Here is an 18,861-nt window from a genome sequence, read left to right on the forward strand (position 1 = left end):
TCTTGGAATTTCGACATGACCAGATCCGCCGATTTTGTTGCAATGGGCAAGCGGATTGCCCTCGGCCTTGATCGCAGGGGCCGTGCGCTCGTCGGGCTGCCGCCCCGGTCCGGGGGCGCCAGCATCGCCGAGGCGTTCGCGCGGATCATGGCCGGGGGCGAAGGCGGCGATGCCCGCCATTACGGCGCGACGCTCGATGCGCTGGTCCGTGCGGCCGAAGATGCGCCTGGGCCCAGGCGCAATCGCGAGATCTACGACGCGATCAAGCCCGAGTTCGACGCCGCCTTCTATTTCAGCCGGTATCCCGATATCGCGCATCACAAATTCGATCCCGTCGCCCACTATATCCGGGCCGGTGCGGCCGAGGGCCGCGACCCGTCACCGGTGTTTTCCACCCGCGCGTACAGCGAACGCTACGCCGAGGTGGAGAAGCGCGGCATCAACCCCTTCTATCACTATGTCACCGAAGGGCGCGCGAAGGGATATCACGGATTTCCCATGCCGGATTTCGAGGCGTTGAGCGACATGCTGGGCGCCAGGCCGGCCGAGACGCGCGATGCGCTGGTGGCTACGCATGATGACCTGCGCCACCGCCTGGAGCACGGCGAACTCGGGCGGATGGCCGCGAAGGCCGCCGAGATCGACCCGCTTGTGGCGCAGTCCTGGACGCAGGCGTTGCGCGTGCGCGTGCCGCCCTTCAACAACCCGCTGTCGGTCGGCCGGATCGCTTTCCTGCACGCCCTTCAGGAAAAGGCCGGCCTGCGCCGCGCCAGGGCCGTGGTGGTGACGGATCGCTTCGGAACACACCAGGCGCGCCGCATGGACCGCCACCTCGCCGAGGCACTTGCAGCGCGCATGGGCGGCGAGGAAATCGTTGTCATCAGCACCCAGCCGGGCGGACGGGTGCCCAAGGGGAAACTGCCCGAGGGTGTCCGGCACATCGATTTCGGCGCGATGATACCCGATTATCCAGAACATGCCGGGCGATTTCCCGATTGGGCCAGCCAGCGTGTTCTTCTGGAATTCGTCCGCTCGCTGCAGCCGCGGATGATCTTCAACGCCGACAGCCGCAGCTTCGACGAACTGCTGGTCAGCCACGGCAGGGCCCTGGCGGCGAGTTCCGCCATCGTGACCTGCCTCGTGCCGGCCGGCCGCACCTACCTGGGCCGGGAAACCGGCGCCGCGCTGACGAATTTCTACAGGCACATGGAATTCGTTTCCTGGGTGTGCAGCGACTGCCGGCACCTGACGCGCAGCCTGCTCGACCGTTTCCGGATACCGGACGCGTGGCGCGAGCAGGTGATCTTCCTGCCGTCGTGGCCCGATCCGGCCCTCGCGCGTGCCGCGGACGACCGGCAGGAGCCGGCCGGCCGGCCGCGCGTGCTCTGGGCCGGGCCGGTGACCACGCCCCGGCAAGTCAACGTCGCGCTGGCGGTGGCGCGCGCCATGCCACAGGCCGATTTCCGCTTGTTCGCCACCGACGCGCCCGAGGCGCCCGAACCGCCGGGCCCCCTGCCGGAAAATGTGGCGTGGGCCGGGTCTGTCGACGACCTGTCGGCGCGCGATCTGGCCGCGGCGACCGCGCTTTTGCACACCGGTCCCCGCGAGGACGTGCCGCCGCACCTGATCGACGCCGCGGCCGCGGCCGTGCCGATCGCCGCGCGTACCGGGGCCTCCGACAGCGTGCTTCTGGCGGACGGGTTCTATTGGGCTGCCGAAGGGACGGGTGACGCCGTCGCGCCGGCCGCCGATGATTTTGCCAACGCCCTTGCGGCGCTGGTCGCCGATCGGGACGAGGCCAGGGCCCGCGCGCGCAAGCTGCGCGACTCGGTTCTCGCCGCGCGCAACCCGGATGCCTTTCACGTCGCGCTGCAACCGATCCTCGAAAAGGAGGGATGCTGATGCCGGGGACCGACCTTTCGCTGGTGGTGACCGCCCACAACGAGACGACCGTCTGCGGGCCCACCATGCGCTCCGCCGACCTGGCCGTCGCGGCGGCGCGGGACGCAGGCTTCACCGTCGAGTGCATCATCGCCCTCGACAACGCGACGGACGCGTGCCGGGAGTATTTCCACCAGTCCGCATTCGACCACTGGGACCGGTGGGACATCGCGCAGGGGGATCTCGGGCGCACCCGCAACGAGGTCGTGCCGAAATGCGCCGGCCGTCACATCGCGTTCCTCGATTCCGACGACCTGTTCAGCGAGAACTGGCTGCGCGAGGGCCTAAGGCTGCTGGTCGACGCCGAGACGACCGGCGACAGGTTGATCGTGCATCCGGAACTGAACTGGCTGTTCGACGGCGAGAATTCCGTTTTCGTCAAGATCGATCAGGACTCGCCGCTGTTCTCGCCGCATCACTTCGCTTTCACCAACTACTACGACTCGCTGTGCATGGCGCCGCGCGAGGCGCACCTGGATATCCCCTATGTGCACCGCGACATCCCCAACGGCCTGTCATTCCAGGACTGGCAGTTCAGCGTGGAAACGATGGCAGCCGGGTGGCGCCACGTCTCGGCGCGCGACACGATCATCTTCAAGCGCCGGCGCGATGCCTCCCTGGTGACCGAAAGCCGCGGGCGAAAGTCGATCCTGCGCTCGATCGAGCCCTTGGCCATAGACCGCATCGGCGCGCTTGGCCGCGAACAATGACGGACGGTCCCGGCGCCGGCGCGATGCATTGACTATTCGCGCCGCGATGCTTAAGCGATGTCCGACTTGTAAATTCCTGGCTATTCCGGTTTCTCCATGCAGAACAAGACCCCCCTGATCCTCGTCGGCGGCCTGGGCTTCGTCGGCCGCAACATCCTCGAGAACGTGATGGAAAACGAGGCGTTCGCCGACCTGGCGCCGGCGGTGATCGACGACCTGTCGAATGCCGCGCCGGGGCACGAGGCGCTGGACGTGCCGCGGTTCGAAGGCTCCTACGACACGCCCGAGGCACTGGCGTTTCTCGACGGCCTCGAAGACGGCGGGGCAGGGCGCACCTTCGTTTTCCTGGCGGGCGAAACCCGCGTGGCCGAATCCGGCGACCGGCCGATGGACTTCATCGAGGCCAACATCACCGCGCCCTCGCGCTTCGTGATGAACGCGGTGAACCCGGGCGACCGGTTCATCCTCGTCTCGACCGCCGGTGCGCTGTTCGACGGCTCCTTCGAGGTCAGCGTGACCAGCCCCTATTGTCCGAAGAACTTCTACGGATCGACCAAGGCGGCCGAGGAGATGATCCTCGAGAAGCTGGTGGCGATGCGCGGCGGAACCTTCCGGGTCGTCCGGTTGACGAACGTCTATGGCCGTTTCTCGGAAAAGAAGAAAAGCGCGATCCACGCCTTCACGCGCGCCGCCATCGCCGGCGACCGCGTGACGGTCAACGGCGACGGGCAGCAGTCGCGCGACTTCATCTATGCGGGGGATGTGGGCTTCGGCATCGCCACGCTGGCGCGCCGCCTGTGCGCGGGAGAGCCGACCGAGCCGGTGAACATGCTGGGCAGCGGCGTCTCGACCACGCTGATGGACGTGGTGCGCGCCGTCGAGGCGGCGTCGGGCAAGCCCTTGCCCTACGACCAGGTTCCGGCGACCGAGCTGCTCAAGACCGAACCGCGCGATGTCATCGCTTCGCAGCGGGACGTGCGCGTGCTTCTGGGCGACAAGATAACGCCCTTCGATGAAGGCATTCGGCAGACTTACGCGTTCTACGCGGGCTAGCTTGTCCGGGCAGGGCGCGTCAGGGCGAGACCGCCGTTTCGGCCTTTCTGCGCCCGGGTCGGTCCGCGAACGGCATGGCCCGCGTGGGTGGCCTGGTTTCAACGGCAAGGCACAATGTTCGGCGTGGTGCAGCACCACGCGCCCACCTCGTGACGACGGAAAAATGGACCGATGCATGGGCCGCCGAATGCGGCCTGTGCTGGCGGAGGGAGAGGGATTCGAACCCTCGGAGCCCGTGAAGGCTCAACGGTTTTCGAGACCGCCCCGTTCGACCACTCCGGCACCCCTCCGCATGGTCTGGAGGCGGCGTGTAATAGCCTTTGGACGGGAAAACAAGGGGGGTTACATTACCCTTCGAAAGAAAATCCGAACTTGTCCGAACTGACCGGGAAAGGCCTCATGATGCCAACACCACTGCATGCCCCTCTCGCCTCCATCTCGCGCCTGCGCCCGCTGGCCGTGACGCTGCTGATGCTCGCTGCGATCCCCGTCGCGGCGGCCGACCGCGACCGGCTGGACGCCTTCCTGGAGGTAACCGGCTTCGGCGTGGCGCTGGACAGCATCGCGCTATCGGCGGCCGACGCGCCGAAGATGCTGGGCATGTCGGCCAGCGATTTCGGCTCCGACTGGGCGCGCACCGCCGAGGAGGTCTTCGATACCGAGGAGATGCGTGCCACGGCGCTGGACATCCTTGCGCAGACGCTGTCGCAGGAGGACCTGACGCATGCCGCGACCTTCTATGCCTCGGACCTGGGCCAGCGGCTGGTGGAGGCCGAGAACGCCTCGCACATGGTCGAGGACACCGAAGCGAAGGAACGCAAGGGCCGTGCGCTGGTGGCCGACATGGTGGAACAGGGCAGCGATCGCCTTGGAATCCTGAAACGGCTTAACGCGGCCGTTGACGCCTCCGACACATCGGTGCGCGCCGTGCAGGAAATCCAGATCCGGTTCCTTCTGGCGGCGTCGGCCGCCGGCGTGACCGAGCGGCGCCTCGACGAGGGCATGCTGCGGGCCATGATGGAAGAAAACCGAGATGAATTGCGCCTGCGCATGAAGAAATCGGCGCTGGCCAATGCCGCCTACACCTATCGCGGGTTCTCCGATGCAGATCTGGAGAGCTATGCCGAGGCGCTTGAGCACCCGCGTATGAAGCGCGTCTACGAGCTGATGAACGCGGTGCAATACGAGATCATGGCACGCCGGTTCGAGATGCTCGCCGCGCGGATGGCCGAAATGCACCCGGGTCAGGAGCTTTAAGGCCCTCGTGGCCGCCGGCCCGACGGTGCGCCCCTTGACTTCGCGGAGCGTCTGCCCGATAACCGCGGTCTCTGCCGGGGATGGCCCGGAATCGTCAAGCAAGTCACGCCCCGCCAGGGGCGCGCTGTTCGCGGCGGCCATATGGCCGGAACGCCCGGGCGACCGGGGGCCAAAGAACGCGGCAACGTGAAGGAAGAAACCATGTTTGCGGTCCTCAAGACCGGTGGCAAGCAGTACAAGGTGCAGTCGGGTGACACGCTGCGCGTGGAAAAGCTTGCCGCGGAAGCCGGTGAAAAGGTTCAGTTCAACGACGTGCTCATGCTGGGCGGCGACAAGACCGTCGTCGGCACGCCCTACGTCGACGGTGCGGCCGTGCAGGCCGAGGTGGTCGACCAGGTGAAGGGCGACAAGGTCATCAAGTTCGTCAAGCGCCGGCGCAAGCACGGCTCGAAGCGCACGGTGGGGCACCGCCAGCAATTGACGCTTCTCCGGGTGACCGAGATCCTCGACAAGGGCGCCGACAAGAGCGGTGTGAAGGCTGCCGTCGGGGCAGGCGCCTTGGCCGGCGCGGCCGCTGCCGAAACCGGTGCGAAGGCCCCGGCGAAGAAAGCCGCGCCCAAGGCGGACGCGAAGGCCGGATCCGGGGCCGCCCCGGAATCCGGGGGCGCTGACGATCTCAAGCAGCTTTCCGGCGTGGGCCCCGCGCTCGAGAAGAAGCTGGTCGAGGCCGGTGTCACCACCTTCGCCCAGATCGCGGCATGGACGGAAGAGGACATCGCTGTCATGGACGAGAAACTGTCGTTCAAGGGCCGGATCGAGCGTGAAGGCTGGGTCGAACAGGCCAAGGAACTGGCCAAGGGCTAAAGGAGAGACGAGATGGCACACAAGAAAGCAGGTGGCTCCTCGCGCAACGGGCGCGATTCCGTCGGTCGCCGCCTTGGCGTGAAGAAATACGGCGGCCAAGCCGTCGTTCCCGGCAACATCATCGCGCGCCAGCGCGGCAACAAGTTCTGGCCGGGCCAGGGCGTCGGGCAGGGCAAGGATCACACCATCTTCGCGACGGTGGAAGGCGCCGTGAAATTCCACAAGGGTCTGAAAGGCCGCACGTTCATTTCCGTGCTGCCAGTGCCCGAGGCCGCCGAGTAAGCCGACCGCAGGACATGCACACCATTTCGGGGATCGGCGCGGGCGCCGGTCCCCGTTTTCGTTTCGGGGGTGTTCCGGGCAGGCAACACCGCATCGGCCGGGGCCACGCCGCCATTCCGCGCCCTCGGGCACCCCGCATGCGAGTTGGAGGAGACCGCGTGAAACATGACCCCATACCGGACCAGCCGGTGATCGAGACCGACCGCTTCGTGCTGCGCCCGTTGCGGCCCTCGGACGCCGGGTTGATCGAGTTCTACGCCAGCGACGCGCGCGTGGCGCGGATGACCACATCGATTCCGCACCCGCTTCCGCCGGGCACCATAGAGGCGTTCATCGAGCGCGCCATCGACCCTGCGCGCGACGCCGATGTCTGGGCGATCGACGGCACACGTCACGGCGCGCCCGAGGTCATGGGGTTGATCGAACTGGCGCGGCTGGACCGCGGCCAGTCCGAGGTGAGTTTCTGGGTCGCGCCGGCGCACTGGAACACGGGCGTCGCCTCGCAGGCGCTGGCGGCGCTGATTGCCGAGAACCCGCAGGACAGCCGCACCTTCTTCGCCAGCGTCTTTCAGGACAACGCGGCCTCAGCGCGTTTGCTGACGAACACCGGGTTCCGGTACCTTGGCGACGCCGAAAGCTACTGCCCGGCGCGCGGCGCGACGGTGCCCATCTGGACCTATAGCCGAAATCGCGATTGAGCCGCGCGCGGCCATCACCTAAGGGGACACCATGAAATTCCTCGATCTGGCCAAGGTGCATATCCGCTCGGGCGCGGGCGGGGCCGGCTGCACGAGCTTCCGGCGCGAGAAATACGTCGAGTTCGGCGGCCCCGATGGCGGCGACGGCGGCCGTGGCGGCGATGTCTGGGCCGAGGCCGTGGACGGGCTGAATACCCTGATCGACTTCCGCTACCAGCAGCATTTCTTCGCCAAGAACGGCCAGCACGGCATGGGCAAGCAGCGCAACGGGCGCGACGGCGACGACATCGTGCTGCATGTGCCCGCGGGCACCGAGATCCTGGACGAGGACCAGGAGACGGTGATCGCCGATCTCAGGCGCGTGGGCGACCGCGTGCTTCTGGCCAAGGGCGGCAACGGCGGCTGGGGCAACCTGCATTTCAAGAGCTCCACCAACCAGGCGCCGCGCCGCGCCAACCCCGGCCAGCCGGGGGTGGAGCGCACGCTGTGGCTGCGCCTCAAGCTGATCGCCGACGCCGGGCTCGTGGGGCTGCCCAACGCGGGCAAGTCCACCTTCCTTGCCGCGACATCGAACGCGCGACCGAAGATCGCCGATTACCCCTTCACCACGCTGCACCCGAATCTCGGGGTGGTGAGCGTGGACGACGCCGAATTCGTCGTGGCCGACATCCCGGGGCTGATCGACGGCGCGCACGAGGGCCGCGGCCTCGGCGACCAGTTTCTCGGCCATGTCGAGCGCTGCGCGGTTCTTCTGCACCTGGTCGATGCCACATCGGACACGGTGGAGGATGACTGGCGCACGATCGTGGACGAACTCGGGGCCTACGGCAGCGCGCTGGCCGACAAGCCGCGGGTGACCGCGCTCAACAAGGTCGACGCCCTGGACGATGACGCCCGCGCCGCGGTGCGCGCGACGCTGGAGGCGGTATCGGGCGGGCCGGTCATGATGATGTCCGGCGTGACCGGCGCCGGCGTGACCGAGGTGCTGCGTGCCCTGCGGGCGGTGATCGACGCCGAGCGCGCGGCGCAGGCCGCGGCGGAAGAGGAGGACGTGCCGTGGCATCCCTGAACGCGGCGCGGCGCGTGGTGGTCAAGATCGGCTCGGCGCTGCTGGTCGACCGTCAAACCGGCGCGTTGCGCGACGCGTGGCTCGGGGCGCTGGCCGCCGACGTGGCGCGGATGCGCGCGGATGGCACGGACGTGATCCTCGTGTCCTCGGGTTCCATCGCGCTGGGACGGGCGCAACTGGGCCTTCCCGGGCGCGAGTTGACGCTGGAACAATCGCAGGCCGCCGCGGCGGTGGGGCAGATCCGGCTGGCGCGCGCCTATGACGGCGCGCTGGCCGATCACGGGCTGCGTGCCGCGCAGGTGCTCGTCACGCTGGAGGACAGCGCCGACCGCCGCCGCTACCTCAACTCGCGGGCCACGTTGCAGCAGCTTCTGCGGCTGGGCGCGGTGCCCATCGTCAACGAGAACGACACCGTCGCCACCGACGAGATCCGCTATGGTGACAACGACAGGCTGGCGGCACAGGTGGCGGTGACGGCAGGGGCCGACAGGCTGATCCTTCTGTCGGACGTCGACGGGTTCTATTCCGCGCCGCCCGGGACGGCGGGCGCGCACCGCTTCGACGTGATCGAGGCGATCACGCCCGAGATCGAGGCGATGGCCGGCGACGCGGGCACGGGGCTGTCCAAGGGCGGGATGAAAACCAAGCTTCTGGCGGCCAAGATGGCGACCGCAGCGGGCTGCGAGATGGTGATCGCCGAAGGCTCCGCGCTGCACCCCGTCCGTGCACTGGAGGAGGGCGCGGCGCATACCCGCTTCCTCGCCCAGGGCAGCCCACAGCAACAGCGCAAGGCGTGGATCGCGGCGATGAAACCGCGCGGGCGCGTGACCATCGATGCCGGGGCGGCGCGCGCGCTGGGGCAGGGCAGCAGCCTGCTGCCGGCGGGCGTCACCGCGGTGACGGGCCGGTTCCGGCGCGGCGACCCGGTGGCGGTGGTGGATGCCGACGGCCGCCACCTGTGCCAGGGTCTGACGCGTTACGACGCCGACGACGCGGGCCGGATACGCGGACTGCGCACCGAGCAGCTGGCCGGGGTTCTGGGCTATCCCGCCCGCGGGCCGCTGGTGCATCGCGACGATATGGCGTTCTGACGCGCCGCAGTGCTACACCCCCGAACGGGCCGACGACACAGGAGCCGTGACCGATGAAGGACATTGACGACATCCCCGCCCTGATGGCCGCGATCGGCGCGCGCGCGAAGGCTGCCGCCGCGGAACTGGCCGTGACGGACGCGGCCGCGCGCAACACGGCGCTCCGGGCCGCGGCCGACGCGGTCGAGGCACGCCAGGACGAGATCCTGGCGGCCAACGAAAAGGACCTCGCCTTCGGGCGGGACAAGGGGCTGTCGGCGGCCATGATGGATCGCCTCACGCTTGACGCGGGCCGGATCAAGGCCATCGCCGACGGGTTGCGCGCCGTCGCCGCGCAGGACGATCCCCTGGGCCGGGTCATGGCCGAGTGGGACATGGACTCGGGCCTTCACATCCGCCGCGTGCGCACGCCGCTCGGGGTGATCGGGGTGATTTTCGAAAGCCGGCCCAACGTCACCGCGGATGCCGGCGCACTGTGCCTGAAGTCGGGCAACGCGGTGATCCTGCGCGGCGGGTCGGAAAGTTTTCATTCCTCGCACGCGATCCACGCCTGCCTGGTCGAGGGGCTGCGCACCGCCGGCCTGCCCGAGGAGGCCGTGCAGCTCGTGCCGACGCGCGACCGGGCGGCGGTGTCGCAGATGCTGGCCATGACCGAAACCATCGACGTGATCGTGCCGCGTGGTGGCAAGGGGCTGGTCGGGCTGGTGCAGTGCGAGGCGCGCGTGCCGGTCTTCGCGCATCTCGAGGGCATCGTGCATGTCTACCTCGACGAGGCGGCCGACCCGGAGAAGGCGCTGCGCGTGGTGATGAACGCCAAGACGCGCCGCACCGGCATATGCGGGGCCGCCGAGTGCCTGCTCATCCATCGTGACGTGCTGGATACCGTGGGGCAGGGCGTGGTGCGCGCGCTGCTCGAGGCGGGCGTCGAGGTTCGCGGCGACGCAACGCTTCAGGCCATCGAGGGCGTGACGGCCGCGGCCGAGGATGACTGGGGGCGCGAATACCTCGACAGCGTGATCGCGGCACGGGTGGTTGACGACATCGACGCGGGCATCGCGCATATCCGCGCGCATGGTTCGGGCCACACCGATTGCATCGTGACCGAGGATGACGCGGCCGCAAACACCTTCTTCTCGCGGCTCGACAGCGCGATCCTGATGCGCAACGCCTCCACCCAGTTCGCCGATGGCGGCGAATTCGGCATGGGTACCGAGATCGGCATCGCCACCGGCAAGCTGCACGCGCGCGGGCCTGTCGGGGCCGAGCAACTGACCAGCTTCAAGTACATCGTGGAGGGCGACGGCACCGTGCGCGCCTGAGGCCGTCCGCCCGCCGCGTCAGAACGTCAGCGTCAGGCCGTCGCTGTCGTGATCGAGCCGCGCCGTGCGGTCCAGGCCGGACAGCGCATCCGGCAGAAGGGCGAACTGTACCTGCGCCGGTGTGATCTCGGGCAGCCTGTCGCCGCCGTCGAGCGCCGCCCACAGCGCGGGGTCGACCGCAAGCGCCGGCCCCGTGGCCGTGACGCGCCAGCACACGCCGTCGCGCGAGAGATCCAGGCGTCCCCCCCCGCGGCAAGGCATCGATGGCGCACATTGCGGCCAGGGCCGCCGCTTGCGCCTCCGCGCGGGGGATGTCGCCCGAGGCGGCACAGCCCAACCGCGTGCGCATGTCGTCCATCCCTTCGGTCATGATCGCGGCGAAGTCGCCGGCCGCCACGGTCTGGCCCGCCGTGGCCCGACCGAAGGCGAGGCGGAAAAGCCGGATCCGGGCCGTGGCGTTGCGGCTGCTTTCGGCGATCAGCGCGACCTCGGGCCCGGTGTCGCCGGACATCTCCAGCAACTCCACGCCGTTTGCCACCGCGCCCACCGGGCTGATCAGGTCGTGACATATGCGCGACCCTATCAGCGCGCCGATATCGCGGTTAGACTGGGTCATGAGCCGCCCCCGGGTCGGCGGGGAAAAGGACGTGAGCGCATGACCGAAATGAACGCGATGCTGGAGCCCGGAATGCTGGTGCGCAACCCCGCGCGCCCCGACTGGGGCACGGGGCAGGTGCAATCGAATATCGCGGGAAAGATCACGGTCAATTTCCCCGAGGCCGGCAAGATGGTGATCGACGGCACCAGGGTAACCCTGGAGCCCGTCCTTGATCGCTGACAAAGGTTGCGGACAGGTTAACACCGCCAAGTCCCCCGTGCCAGATGCGCGGCGACCCGGCGTATGTTGCCTTCGCGGCCGGGGTTCCATAGAACCCCCGCGAGGGGGCGACCGGGGCCGAGATGAACGATCAGCAACCGCAATTCCGCACCGTTCTGGCCAGCAGCGACGCGGAGCGCCGCGCCGCGCAACGCCTGCGATACCGCGTCTTCGTCGAGGAACTCGGCGGTGACGGCGCGCTTGTGGACCACGATGCGCGCCTGGAGCGCGACGCCTTCGATCCGTATTTCGATCACCTGCTGCTGCTTGACGAGGCGCGCCGCGGCGACATCTGCGACCGCACGGTGGGTGTCTACCGGCTGTTGCGCGACGAACAGGCAGCGCAGGCCGGGCAGTTCTATTCCGAGGACGAATACGACCTGTCGGTGCTGCGCGATTCGGGCAGGCGGCTGCTGGAACTGGGGCGGTCGTGCCTCGACGCCGACTACCGCGGCGGAGCAGCGATGTTCCACCTGTGGAACGGTCTGGCCGAATACGTGGCCACGCACGGCATCGAGGTGCTGTTCGGCGTTGCCAGCTTTCACGGCACGGACGTGGACGCGCTTGCGCAGCCACTGTCGCTGCTGCACGCCAGGCACCTGGCGCCCGAACCGCTGCGCGTGTGCGCCCAGCCGTCGCATTTCCAGCGCATGGACCTCGTGCCGCCCGACCGGATAGACCGGCGCGCGGCGATGCTGCAGGTCCCCGCGCTGATCAAGGCCTACCTGCGCCTGGGCGGATTCGTCGGCGATGGCGCCTTCGTCGATCATGATTTCAACACCACCGATGTCTGCCTCGTCATGGACACCGACCGGCTCAACGCCACGCAAAAGGCGATCTACGCGCGGGGGCGGGACGGGTGAGTTTTACCTGGTTTCCCGAAGACGCCCCGTCGCCCGTCCCCGTCGGCCCGGTCGGCTGGCTGCGCGCCGGCCTGCGCGCGGGCGTCATCGCCGCCACGATGCTGGCCGGGCTGGTCGTGCTGCTCCTGCTGCGCGCGGTCGAGCGCCCGGTCTGCGGGCTGGATCGCCCGGTCACGCCTTTCATCGCGCAGGGATTCTTCCGCCTCGGGCTGGCGGTCATGGGCATCCGCTTTTCCAGCCGCGGGCGGCCGATGCGGCGCCCCGGCGCGGTCGTGGCCAATCATGCCTCGTGGCTGGACATCTTCGCACTGAACGCGCGCAAGCGGGTCTATTTCGTCTCCAAGTCCGAGGTCGCGCGCTGGCCGGTCATCGGGTTTCTCGCCCGCGCGGTCGGCACCGTGTTCATCGCGCGCGACCGGCGACGGGCGCGCGAACAGACGGCGCTGTTCGAGGCGCGGCTGAAAGCCGGGCACAAGCTGCTGTTCTTCCCCGAAGGCACCTCGACCGACGGGATGCGCGTGCTGCCGTTCAAGTCAACGCTGTTCGCGGCCTTTTTCGCGGACGGCCTGCGGGAAATGATGCACCTGCAGCCGGTCACGGTCGTCTACCACGCGCCGCGCGGGCAGGATCCGCGCTTCTACGCGTGGTGGGGCGACATGGGGTTCGGCGGGCACGCCCTGCAGGTGCTGGCCGCCCGGCGCCAGGGGGCGGTCGAGGTGGTCTATCACGCGCCCGTGGCGGTGGCGGACTTCGACAGCCGCAAGGCGCTCGCCGCGCATCTGGAGGAAAGGGTGCGCGCCGGCATGCCGCCCGAGCGCCGGCAAGGCTGAGCCCGGCGCGTTCAGCCCATCGCGTCGACGAGTTGACCCAGCGCCGACACCGGGTCGTCGGCGCGCCAGATTTCCTCGCCCACGCCGAAGAAATCGGTGACCGGCGCGATCCGGCGCACGAGGCCGGCGTCGAGCGCACCCTCGGCCACCACGGGCACCTCGATCATCTGCGACCACCAGTCGAACAGCTCGATGTCGGCGCGGGTGCCGTCGCCCAGGGCACTGTCACCGACGGGGCCGAAGGCGACGTAGTCGGCGCCCGCCTCTCCGGCGTTCAGCCCGTCGTGGCGCGACGCCCCGCAGAACGCCCCCACGATGGCATCGTTGCCCAGCTGCTTGCGGGCCTTGCGCACCCCGCGCGCGCCGTCGGGCAGATGCACCCCGTCGAGGCCCAGCCGCTCGACCAGCATCAGGTGGCTGTCGATGACAAGCGCGATGTCGCGCGCGTGCGTGACCTCGCGGCAGGCATCGGCGGCGCGCGACAACTCGGACTCGTCGCGGCTGGACAGGGCGAGGCGCACGCAGGCCACCTGGTGCGCGTCGAGCACGGCGGCCAGCACGTCGGGGAACTGCGAAAGCTCGATCTCGGGCGGGGTGATCAGGTAGATCTGCGGCTGCTCGGTCTCGGCCATCGGGGGCGCTCCTTTGGTCTTTCGCGTCCCTATAGCGTGCGCGCGCTGGTTTGGCCATTCCCGGCGCGGCGCGGTTGCGCCGGGGCTGGCCAACGGCTGGCGATTTCATGCTATGACAGGTGCGGGAAGGGCGACCGGAGCGAGCCACATGACGGCAAGGGCGAGATGAGCGGGCTGGAGCGGACGCTGGCGCGCGTGCCGGCCGACCGGTTCTGGCCGTTGCCGCGCGCCGCCCGCGCCGACGGCACCCCGCGCCGCGCCGGCATCGAGATCGAGTTCGCCGGGCTGACCGAGGGCGGCGCCGCCACGGTCGTCCAGGATCTCTGGGGCGGCGATGTCGCGGCCCGGGATGAACACGAGGTCCGCCTGGAGGGGACGCGGATGGGCGAGGTGACGGTCAAGCTCGACACCGCGCTGACCGCGCAGGGCGGGCATGCGCTGGCCGATGCGTTGCTGGACCTGTCGCGCGTCGTGGTGCCGGTGGAGGTGGTGACCGGACCGCTGCCGCCGGATGCGCTGCCCGAGGTCGACCGGCTCCTGCGCGCGCTGGAATCGGTGGGCGCGCAAAGCTCGCGCGACGGGGTCTTCTACGGCTTCGGCGTGCACCTGAACCCCGAGATCGCGGCGCCGGAGCCGGGCCACGTGGTGGGCACCGCGCGCGCCTTCGCGCTGATGGAGGACTGGTTGCGCGCGGCGGACCCGCCGGATTTCTCACGCCGCGTGCTGCCGTTCGTCGCACCCTGGCCACGGGCCTTCACGGACCGGATCGCGGCCGAGGGCGGGGGCTGGTCGCTCGCGGCGTTGTGCAGTGCCTATCTTTCGCTCGTGGCCTCGCGCAATCACGGCCTTGACCTTCTGCCCATGCTGGAACACCTGTTTCCCGAAACCGTGCGCGGCGCGCTTCCGGCCGGGCAGGCCAAGGGCGGCCGGCCCACCTGGCATTTCCGCCTGCCCGAAACGCGCGTGACCGTGCCGGGGTGGTCGCTGGCCTACGAATGGAACCGGTGGGTGCTGGTCGAACGGGTGGGCGACCGGCCCGCGCTGGTCGAGCATCTGGCACGCGAGTGGGCCGTGCATCGCCGCCGTCTCACGGCGACGCGAAGCGACTGGGCCCAGACGGTCAACCGGCTGTTGCAGGAGGCCGAGATTTGGGACGGCTGAGGCCACTGATCGGCGTGACCACCTCGGTGCGCAGTGGCTGGCGTGTCTACCCTGTCATCGCCTTCAACCTCTTTCTGGCAGGCGGGCGCGGCGTGCGGTGGGACAGCCGCCGCGACGCCGACATCGGCGCGGTGGACGGGCTCGTCGTGGGCGGCGGCGACGACATCTCGCCCGAACTCTACCAGGGCGGGCTGGTGGCCACCGCCCGGCTCGACCCGGCGCGCGACGACATGGAACGCGCACTGGTCACCGAGGCGCTGGCCGCCGGCAAGCCTGTGCTGGGCATCTGCCGCGGAGCGCAGATGCTCAACGTGGCCCAGGGCGGCACGCTGCACCAGGATGCCTATGCAAACCACGCGCACAGCCGCTACATCCGCACGATCCTGCCGCGCAAGGACGTGGTCGTGGCCCGCCATACCCTGCTGGCCGAGATCGCGGGGCCGGGCGCGATGCGCGTCAACGCGCTTCACAGGCAGGCGGTGGACGGGCTGGGCGCGGACCTGCGCGTGGCCGCGCGCGATGCGGGGGGCATGGTGCAGGCCGTGGAACGGCGCGCCGATCCGTTCGCCGTGGGCGTCCAGTGGCACCCGGAATACCTGATCTATGCTCGCAGGCAGCGTGCCCTGTTCCGCGCGCTGGTGGCCGCGGCGGCCGCGGGGCGGGATCATCGCGCGCAGATTCCCGCGGCCGAGGAAACCGCGGATTGGCCCGCCGGCGCGCCGCGGCGGGCATGACATCCCTGCTTGCCGGGCCGTTGCAACCCGCCGGGCTGGTCCATATCTCGGCGGTCAAGCACGACTGCCAGATATCAGGTTTCTAGGATGAGCATGGACCCCTACGAGGCGCTCGGCGTTTCGAAGAACGCAAGCGACGACGAGATAAAGAAGGCCTATCGCAAGATCGCGAAGGAATGCCACCCGGATATCAAGCCGGGCGACAAGGCCGCGGAAGACAAGTTCAAGGCGGCCGCGGCTGCCTTCGACCTGCTCAAGGATCCGGAGACGCGCGCGCGCTATGACCGGGGCGAGATCGACGCCACCGGCGCGGAACGGCCCGAGCGCCAGTTCTATCGCGATTTCGCGCACGCGGGCGACAACCCCTACCAGGCCGGCCGCGGTGGCTTCGGCGCCGAGGAATTCGCGGATTTCGGAGATGCATCGGACATCTTCTCGGAGTTCCTGCGCCGGGCCGGCATGGGGGCCGGCCCGGGTGGCGGCCCGGCCGGGGGCGCGGGACCGGGCGCGGGATTCGGCGGCGCACGGCAGGGCTTCGCGGCGCGCGGACAGGACGTGCGCTACAGCCTCGAGGTGCCCTTCATGACCGCCGCCAAGGGCGGCAAGACGCGGATCACGCTGCCTGACGGGCACGGGCTGGAGGTCACCATCCCCGAGGGTGCGCGCGAGGGCCAGACGCTGCGTCTGCGCGGCAAGGGCGGCCCCGGCCTGGGCGGCGGGCCGGCCGGCGACGCGCTGGTCACGCTGTCGGTGGCCGAGCACAAGCTGTTTTCCCGCGACGGCGACGACATCCTGCTGACCCTGCCCATCACGCTGGACGAGGCCGTTCTTGGTGGAAGGGTCGAGGCGCCGACGATCGACGGTCCGGTCAAGCTGGCAGTGCCCGAAGGCGCCAGCGGCGGACAGGTGCTGCGCCTGCGGGGCCGCGGGCTCAAGCGCGCCAAGGGCAGCGGGCGCGGCGACCAGCGCGTGACGCTGCGCATTGCAGCCCCGCCGAAGGTGGACGACGAACTGGCCGACTTCATGCGAAAATGGCGCGAGAACCACCGCTACGACCCGCGCAAGGGGATGACGCCATGACGAAACTGCACACCGAAGAAGAGACACTTGCGCATATCGCCGAGCTGAGCCGCGCGCGGCTTGAAACCTACGTCGCCGCGCGGGTCGTCGAGCCGGTGCAGACGGACGCCGGGCTGCGGTTCCGGCCCGTCGACATCGCGCGGCTCGAGCTGTTGTGCGAGCTGGAGACCCATTTCGCGCTGGAACCCGAGGCGCTTGACCTGGTGATGTCGCTGATCGACGAGCTTCACGCGGCGCACGCGGACCTTGCCGCGCTCATGGACGCGCTGGCCGAGGAGCCGCCGGAGCTGCGCGCGCGACTGGCCGGGGCCGTCGTGGCGCGGCGCACCGGCACGCCCGAAACGGGCTGACCGCCGGATCCCTGCAAAGGAGGCAAAGACGTGTTCACACAACGCATACCGCTTTTTTCCATACTCGGCTTCCGCGTGAGCCTTGATTTCACCTGGTTCCTGCTGGCGATCCTGATTGTCTGGAGCCTCGCCAAGGGGTATTTCCCGCAAGTCATCTCCGGCCTCGATCCGGCCACCGGCTGGTGGCTGGGGATCGCGGGCGCGCTGGGGCTCTTTGCCTCGATCATCATCCACGAGTTCTCGCACGCCATCGTCGCGCGGCAGTTCGACATGCCGATCCGCGGCATCACGCTGTTCATCTTTGGCGGCGTGGCGGAGATGGAAGAGGAACCGCCCAGCGCGCGGGCCGAGTTCTTCATGGCCATCGCCGGCCCGATCGCCAGCTACATACTGGCCGGGCTGTGCTGGGCGGTCACGCAGGCATTGCCGGACGCCAGCGCCGCCGCCCCCGCGGGGGCGCTGTTCGGATACCTCGCGCTGATCAATCTCGTGCTGGCCACCTTCAACCTGATTCCGGCCTTCCCGCTGGACGGCGGCCGCGTCCTGCGCTCGGCCGTGTGGTGGTGGACCGGCGAAATGGACCGCGCCACGCGCTACGCGGCCTTTTCGGGGCGGCTGTTCGGCAGCTTCCTGATCGTGCTGGGCGTGATGAGCGTTGTCGCCGGAAATTTCATCGGCGGGCTCTGGCAGGGCCTGATCGGCATGTTCATCATCGGCGCGGCGGGGTCGTCCGAATCGCGCATGACCCTTCGCAGCGGCCTCGAGGGCGTGCGCGTGCGCCGCCTGATGGTCGCGGACCCGATCACCGTGCCGTCCGACATGCCCGTTGCGCGCGTGATCGAGGAATATTTCTATGGCCGGCTGCACAAGGTGTTCCCGGTGGTGCGCGACGGCCGGCTGCTCGGCTCGGTCTCGCTGCAGGACGTCGCCCACGTCGCGCCCGAGGAACGCCACGCGGTCACCGCGGGCCATGTCGTCACGGGCGAAAGCCTGCGCCGTGCCGTGGCCCCCGACACGCCGGTCCTCGATGCACTGGAGGTCATGAACCAGCACGGGGTCAGCCGCCTGATGGTCGTCGATGACGGCCAGCTGCGCGGCATGCTGACCATGCGCGACGTGATGACCTACCTTTCGCTACGGCAGGAACTGGGCAACACCCGCACCCGCGCCTGAACGCGGGGCCCGGCCGGGGGGTTTTCAGCCGCCGGTGGCTGGCCTATGAGGCGCGCACACCCACGACCGGAGCCAGCCGATGCCGACCGACACGCCACAGCCCGCCTTCGTGCTGGTCCGCCCCCAGATGGGCGAGAATATCGGCGCGGCGGCGCGAGCGATGTGGAACTTCGGGCTCGACCGGATGCGGCTCGTGGCGCCGCGGGACGGCTGGCCCAATCCCAGGGCGACAGCCATGGCAAGCGGGGCGGGGCGCCTGCTGGACGAGGCGACAGTGCACGACGACACCGCCGCGGCCGTGGGCGACTGCCATTTCGTGATGGCCACGACCGCGCGCGCGCGGGGCCTGACCAAGCCGGTGTTCACGCCCGAGGCCGCGATGGCCGAGGCCCACGCGCGCATCGGCCGGGGCGAACGCGTGGCCGTGCTGTTCGGTCCCGAGCGCGCCGGGCTCGAAAACGACGACGTGGCGCGCGCCAACGCGATCATCAACGTGCCCGTCAACCCGGAGTTTCCCAGTCTCAACCTCGCCCAGTGCGTGCTGCTCACGGGGTACGAATGGCGCCGCGCGCGCGACGACGCGCCCCCGGGCCGGCGGGTCGGGATGGCCGGCACCGAGCCCGCGCCCGCGATCGAGGTCGAAAAGCTCGCCGCGCACTACGAGCAGCGGCTGGAGGAGGCGGGATTCTTCTTTCCCGACCACAAGGCCGAGGGCATGAAGACCAACATGCGCAATCTCTGGTCGCGGCTTCCGCTGACCCGGGCGGACGTGCAGATGCTGCACGGGGTGATGCGGCAGATGGTCCGCTGGAAGAACCGCGGCGGCTGAGCGCGCTTGAAGGCCCCCGCGGGGCGAACTAACCTTCCGGCGACTGGC

The 18,861-nt window shown here is 69.4% G+C and carries 22 protein-coding genes and 1 tRNA gene; 20 read left to right on the plus strand and 3 right to left on the minus strand.

The window, feature by feature from the left end:
• Nucleotides 1-15: 15 nt before the first annotated feature.
• The 3 genes from CEF10_RS10710 (at nucleotide 16) to CEF10_RS10720 (ending at nucleotide 3,704) form a co-directional block, all read left to right on the plus strand.
• Entirely contained in the window at nucleotides 16-1,902 is a 1,887-nt protein-coding gene (locus CEF10_RS10710; protein WP_157933006.1) for a hypothetical protein, read from the plus strand.
• The gene (locus CEF10_RS10715; protein ID WP_157933007.1) at nucleotides 1,902-2,651 is read left to right on the plus strand and encodes a glycosyltransferase; all 750 of its coding nucleotides are present in this window, start codon (nucleotides 1,902-1,904) and stop codon (nucleotides 2,649-2,651) included. The genes CEF10_RS10710 and CEF10_RS10715 overlap by 1 nt, the downstream gene beginning before the upstream one ends.
• 96 nt (nucleotides 2,652-2,747) lie before the next feature.
• Nucleotides 2,748-3,704 carry an NAD-dependent epimerase/dehydratase family protein gene (locus CEF10_RS10720; RefSeq protein WP_101068167.1) on the plus strand — a complete coding sequence of 319 codons (957 nt, stop codon included), beginning with the start codon at nucleotides 2,748-2,750 and terminating at the stop codon, nucleotides 3,702-3,704.
• Nucleotides 3,705-3,904: 200 nt separating this feature from the next.
• Here CEF10_RS10720 and CEF10_RS10725 read toward each other — a convergent pair.
• Nucleotides 3,905-3,994 (minus strand) — tRNA-Ser (locus tag CEF10_RS10725).
• A 112-nt stretch (nucleotides 3,995-4,106) separates the two neighbouring features.
• Between CEF10_RS10725 and CEF10_RS10730 the strand changes: the two genes are divergently transcribed.
• The 7 genes from CEF10_RS10730 to CEF10_RS10760 all read left to right on the plus strand — a co-directional run bounded on the left by CEF10_RS10730 (nucleotide 4,107) and on the right by CEF10_RS10760 (nucleotide 10,284).
• A complete protein-coding gene (locus tag CEF10_RS10730; RefSeq protein WP_101068202.1) occupies nucleotides 4,107-4,961 on the plus strand; it encodes a DUF2059 domain-containing protein in 855 nt (284 codons plus the stop codon).
• Nucleotides 4,962-5,162: 201 nt separating this feature from the next.
• Entirely contained in the window at nucleotides 5,163-5,825 is a 663-nt protein-coding gene (locus CEF10_RS10735; protein WP_101068203.1) for a 50S ribosomal protein L21, read from the plus strand.
• 12 nt (nucleotides 5,826-5,837) lie between these two features.
• Complete coding sequence (rpmA, locus tag CEF10_RS10740; RefSeq protein ID WP_101068168.1) at nucleotides 5,838-6,107, plus strand: 50S ribosomal protein L27; 270 nt, start codon at nucleotides 5,838-5,840, stop codon at nucleotides 6,105-6,107.
• A 158-nt stretch (nucleotides 6,108-6,265) separates the two neighbouring features.
• Nucleotides 6,266-6,805 (plus strand): GNAT family N-acetyltransferase, encoded by a 540-nt coding sequence (locus CEF10_RS10745; protein ID WP_198586185.1) that lies wholly within the window; start codon nucleotides 6,266-6,268, stop codon nucleotides 6,803-6,805.
• Nucleotides 6,806-6,836: 31 nt separating this feature from the next.
• Nucleotides 6,837-7,874 carry a GTPase ObgE gene (obgE, locus tag CEF10_RS10750; protein WP_101068170.1) on the plus strand — a complete coding sequence of 346 codons (1,038 nt, stop codon included), beginning with the start codon at nucleotides 6,837-6,839 and terminating at the stop codon, nucleotides 7,872-7,874.
• A complete protein-coding gene (gene proB / locus CEF10_RS10755; protein ID WP_101068171.1) occupies nucleotides 7,862-8,965 on the plus strand; it encodes a glutamate 5-kinase in 1,104 nt (367 codons plus the stop codon). The genes obgE and proB overlap by 13 nt, the downstream gene beginning before the upstream one ends.
• A 53-nt stretch (nucleotides 8,966-9,018) precedes the next feature.
• Nucleotides 9,019-10,284, plus strand: coding sequence for a glutamate-5-semialdehyde dehydrogenase (locus CEF10_RS10760; RefSeq protein ID WP_101068172.1), 1,266 nt, complete (start codon nucleotides 9,019-9,021; stop codon nucleotides 10,282-10,284).
• Nucleotides 10,285-10,302: 18 nt separating this feature from the next.
• Here CEF10_RS10760 and CEF10_RS10765 read toward each other — a convergent pair whose 3' ends face one another.
• On the minus strand, nucleotides 10,303-10,545 hold the full coding sequence (locus CEF10_RS10765; RefSeq protein WP_101068173.1) for a histidine phosphotransferase family protein: 243 nt from the start codon (nucleotides 10,543-10,545) through the stop codon (nucleotides 10,303-10,305).
• A 50-nt stretch (nucleotides 10,546-10,595) separates the two neighbouring features.
• Between CEF10_RS10765 and CEF10_RS16895 the strand changes: the two genes are divergently transcribed.
• From CEF10_RS16895 to CEF10_RS10785, 4 genes are all read left to right on the plus strand, one after another.
• Nucleotides 10,596-10,850: a hypothetical protein gene (locus tag CEF10_RS16895; protein WP_157933008.1), complete on the plus strand. Its 255-nt coding sequence runs from the start codon at nucleotides 10,596-10,598 to the stop codon at nucleotides 10,848-10,850.
• 89 nt (nucleotides 10,851-10,939) lie between these two features.
• Nucleotides 10,940-11,122, plus strand: a complete 183-nt coding sequence (locus tag CEF10_RS10775) for a DUF3553 domain-containing protein (RefSeq protein ID WP_101068174.1) — start codon at nucleotides 10,940-10,942, stop codon at nucleotides 11,120-11,122.
• Between the two features lie 122 nt (nucleotides 11,123-11,244).
• Nucleotides 11,245-12,024 (plus strand): GNAT family N-acetyltransferase, encoded by a 780-nt coding sequence (locus CEF10_RS10780; RefSeq protein WP_101068175.1) that lies wholly within the window; start codon nucleotides 11,245-11,247, stop codon nucleotides 12,022-12,024.
• A complete protein-coding gene (locus CEF10_RS10785) occupies nucleotides 12,021-12,854 on the plus strand; it encodes a lysophospholipid acyltransferase family protein (RefSeq protein WP_198586186.1) in 834 nt (277 codons plus the stop codon). Before CEF10_RS10780 ends, CEF10_RS10785 begins: the two co-directional genes overlap by 4 nt.
• Before the next feature lie 11 nt (nucleotides 12,855-12,865).
• Here CEF10_RS10785 and CEF10_RS10790 read toward each other — a convergent pair whose 3' ends face one another.
• Complete coding sequence (locus tag CEF10_RS10790) at nucleotides 12,866-13,486, minus strand: thiamine phosphate synthase (protein WP_101068176.1); 621 nt, start codon at nucleotides 13,484-13,486, stop codon at nucleotides 12,866-12,868.
• Nucleotides 13,487-13,651: 165 nt separating this feature from the next.
• On the opposite strand from CEF10_RS10790, the gene CEF10_RS17200 reads away from it, so the two are divergent.
• The 6 genes from CEF10_RS17200 to CEF10_RS10820 all read left to right on the plus strand — a co-directional run bounded on the left by CEF10_RS17200 (nucleotide 13,652) and on the right by CEF10_RS10820 (nucleotide 18,813).
• Nucleotides 13,652-14,647, plus strand: coding sequence for an amidoligase family protein (locus CEF10_RS17200; RefSeq protein WP_101068177.1), 996 nt, complete (start codon nucleotides 13,652-13,654; stop codon nucleotides 14,645-14,647).
• The gene (locus CEF10_RS10800; protein ID WP_408638456.1) at nucleotides 14,644-15,381 is read left to right on the plus strand and encodes a gamma-glutamyl-gamma-aminobutyrate hydrolase family protein; all 738 of its coding nucleotides are present in this window, start codon (nucleotides 14,644-14,646) and stop codon (nucleotides 15,379-15,381) included. Before CEF10_RS17200 ends, CEF10_RS10800 begins: the two co-directional genes overlap by 4 nt.
• An 87-nt stretch (nucleotides 15,382-15,468) precedes the next feature.
• Entirely contained in the window at nucleotides 15,469-16,461 is a 993-nt protein-coding gene (locus CEF10_RS10805; protein ID WP_101068179.1) for a DnaJ C-terminal domain-containing protein, read from the plus strand.
• The gene (locus CEF10_RS10810; RefSeq protein WP_101068180.1) at nucleotides 16,458-16,811 is read left to right on the plus strand and encodes a hypothetical protein; all 354 of its coding nucleotides are present in this window, start codon (nucleotides 16,458-16,460) and stop codon (nucleotides 16,809-16,811) included. The genes CEF10_RS10805 and CEF10_RS10810 overlap by 4 nt, the downstream gene beginning before the upstream one ends.
• Before the next feature lie 30 nt (nucleotides 16,812-16,841).
• On the plus strand, nucleotides 16,842-17,984 hold the full coding sequence (locus CEF10_RS10815; RefSeq protein ID WP_101068181.1) for a site-2 protease family protein: 1,143 nt from the start codon (nucleotides 16,842-16,844) through the stop codon (nucleotides 17,982-17,984).
• 79 nt (nucleotides 17,985-18,063) lie between these two features.
• A complete protein-coding gene (locus tag CEF10_RS10820) occupies nucleotides 18,064-18,813 on the plus strand; it encodes an RNA methyltransferase (RefSeq protein ID WP_101068182.1) in 750 nt (249 codons plus the stop codon).
• The last annotated feature ends 48 nt before the right edge of the window (nucleotides 18,814-18,861 follow it).

The sequence above is a fragment of the Roseovarius salinarum genome (assembly GCF_002834145.1).
Lineage (GTDB): Bacteria > Pseudomonadota > Alphaproteobacteria > Rhodobacterales > Rhodobacteraceae > Roseovarius > Roseovarius salinarum.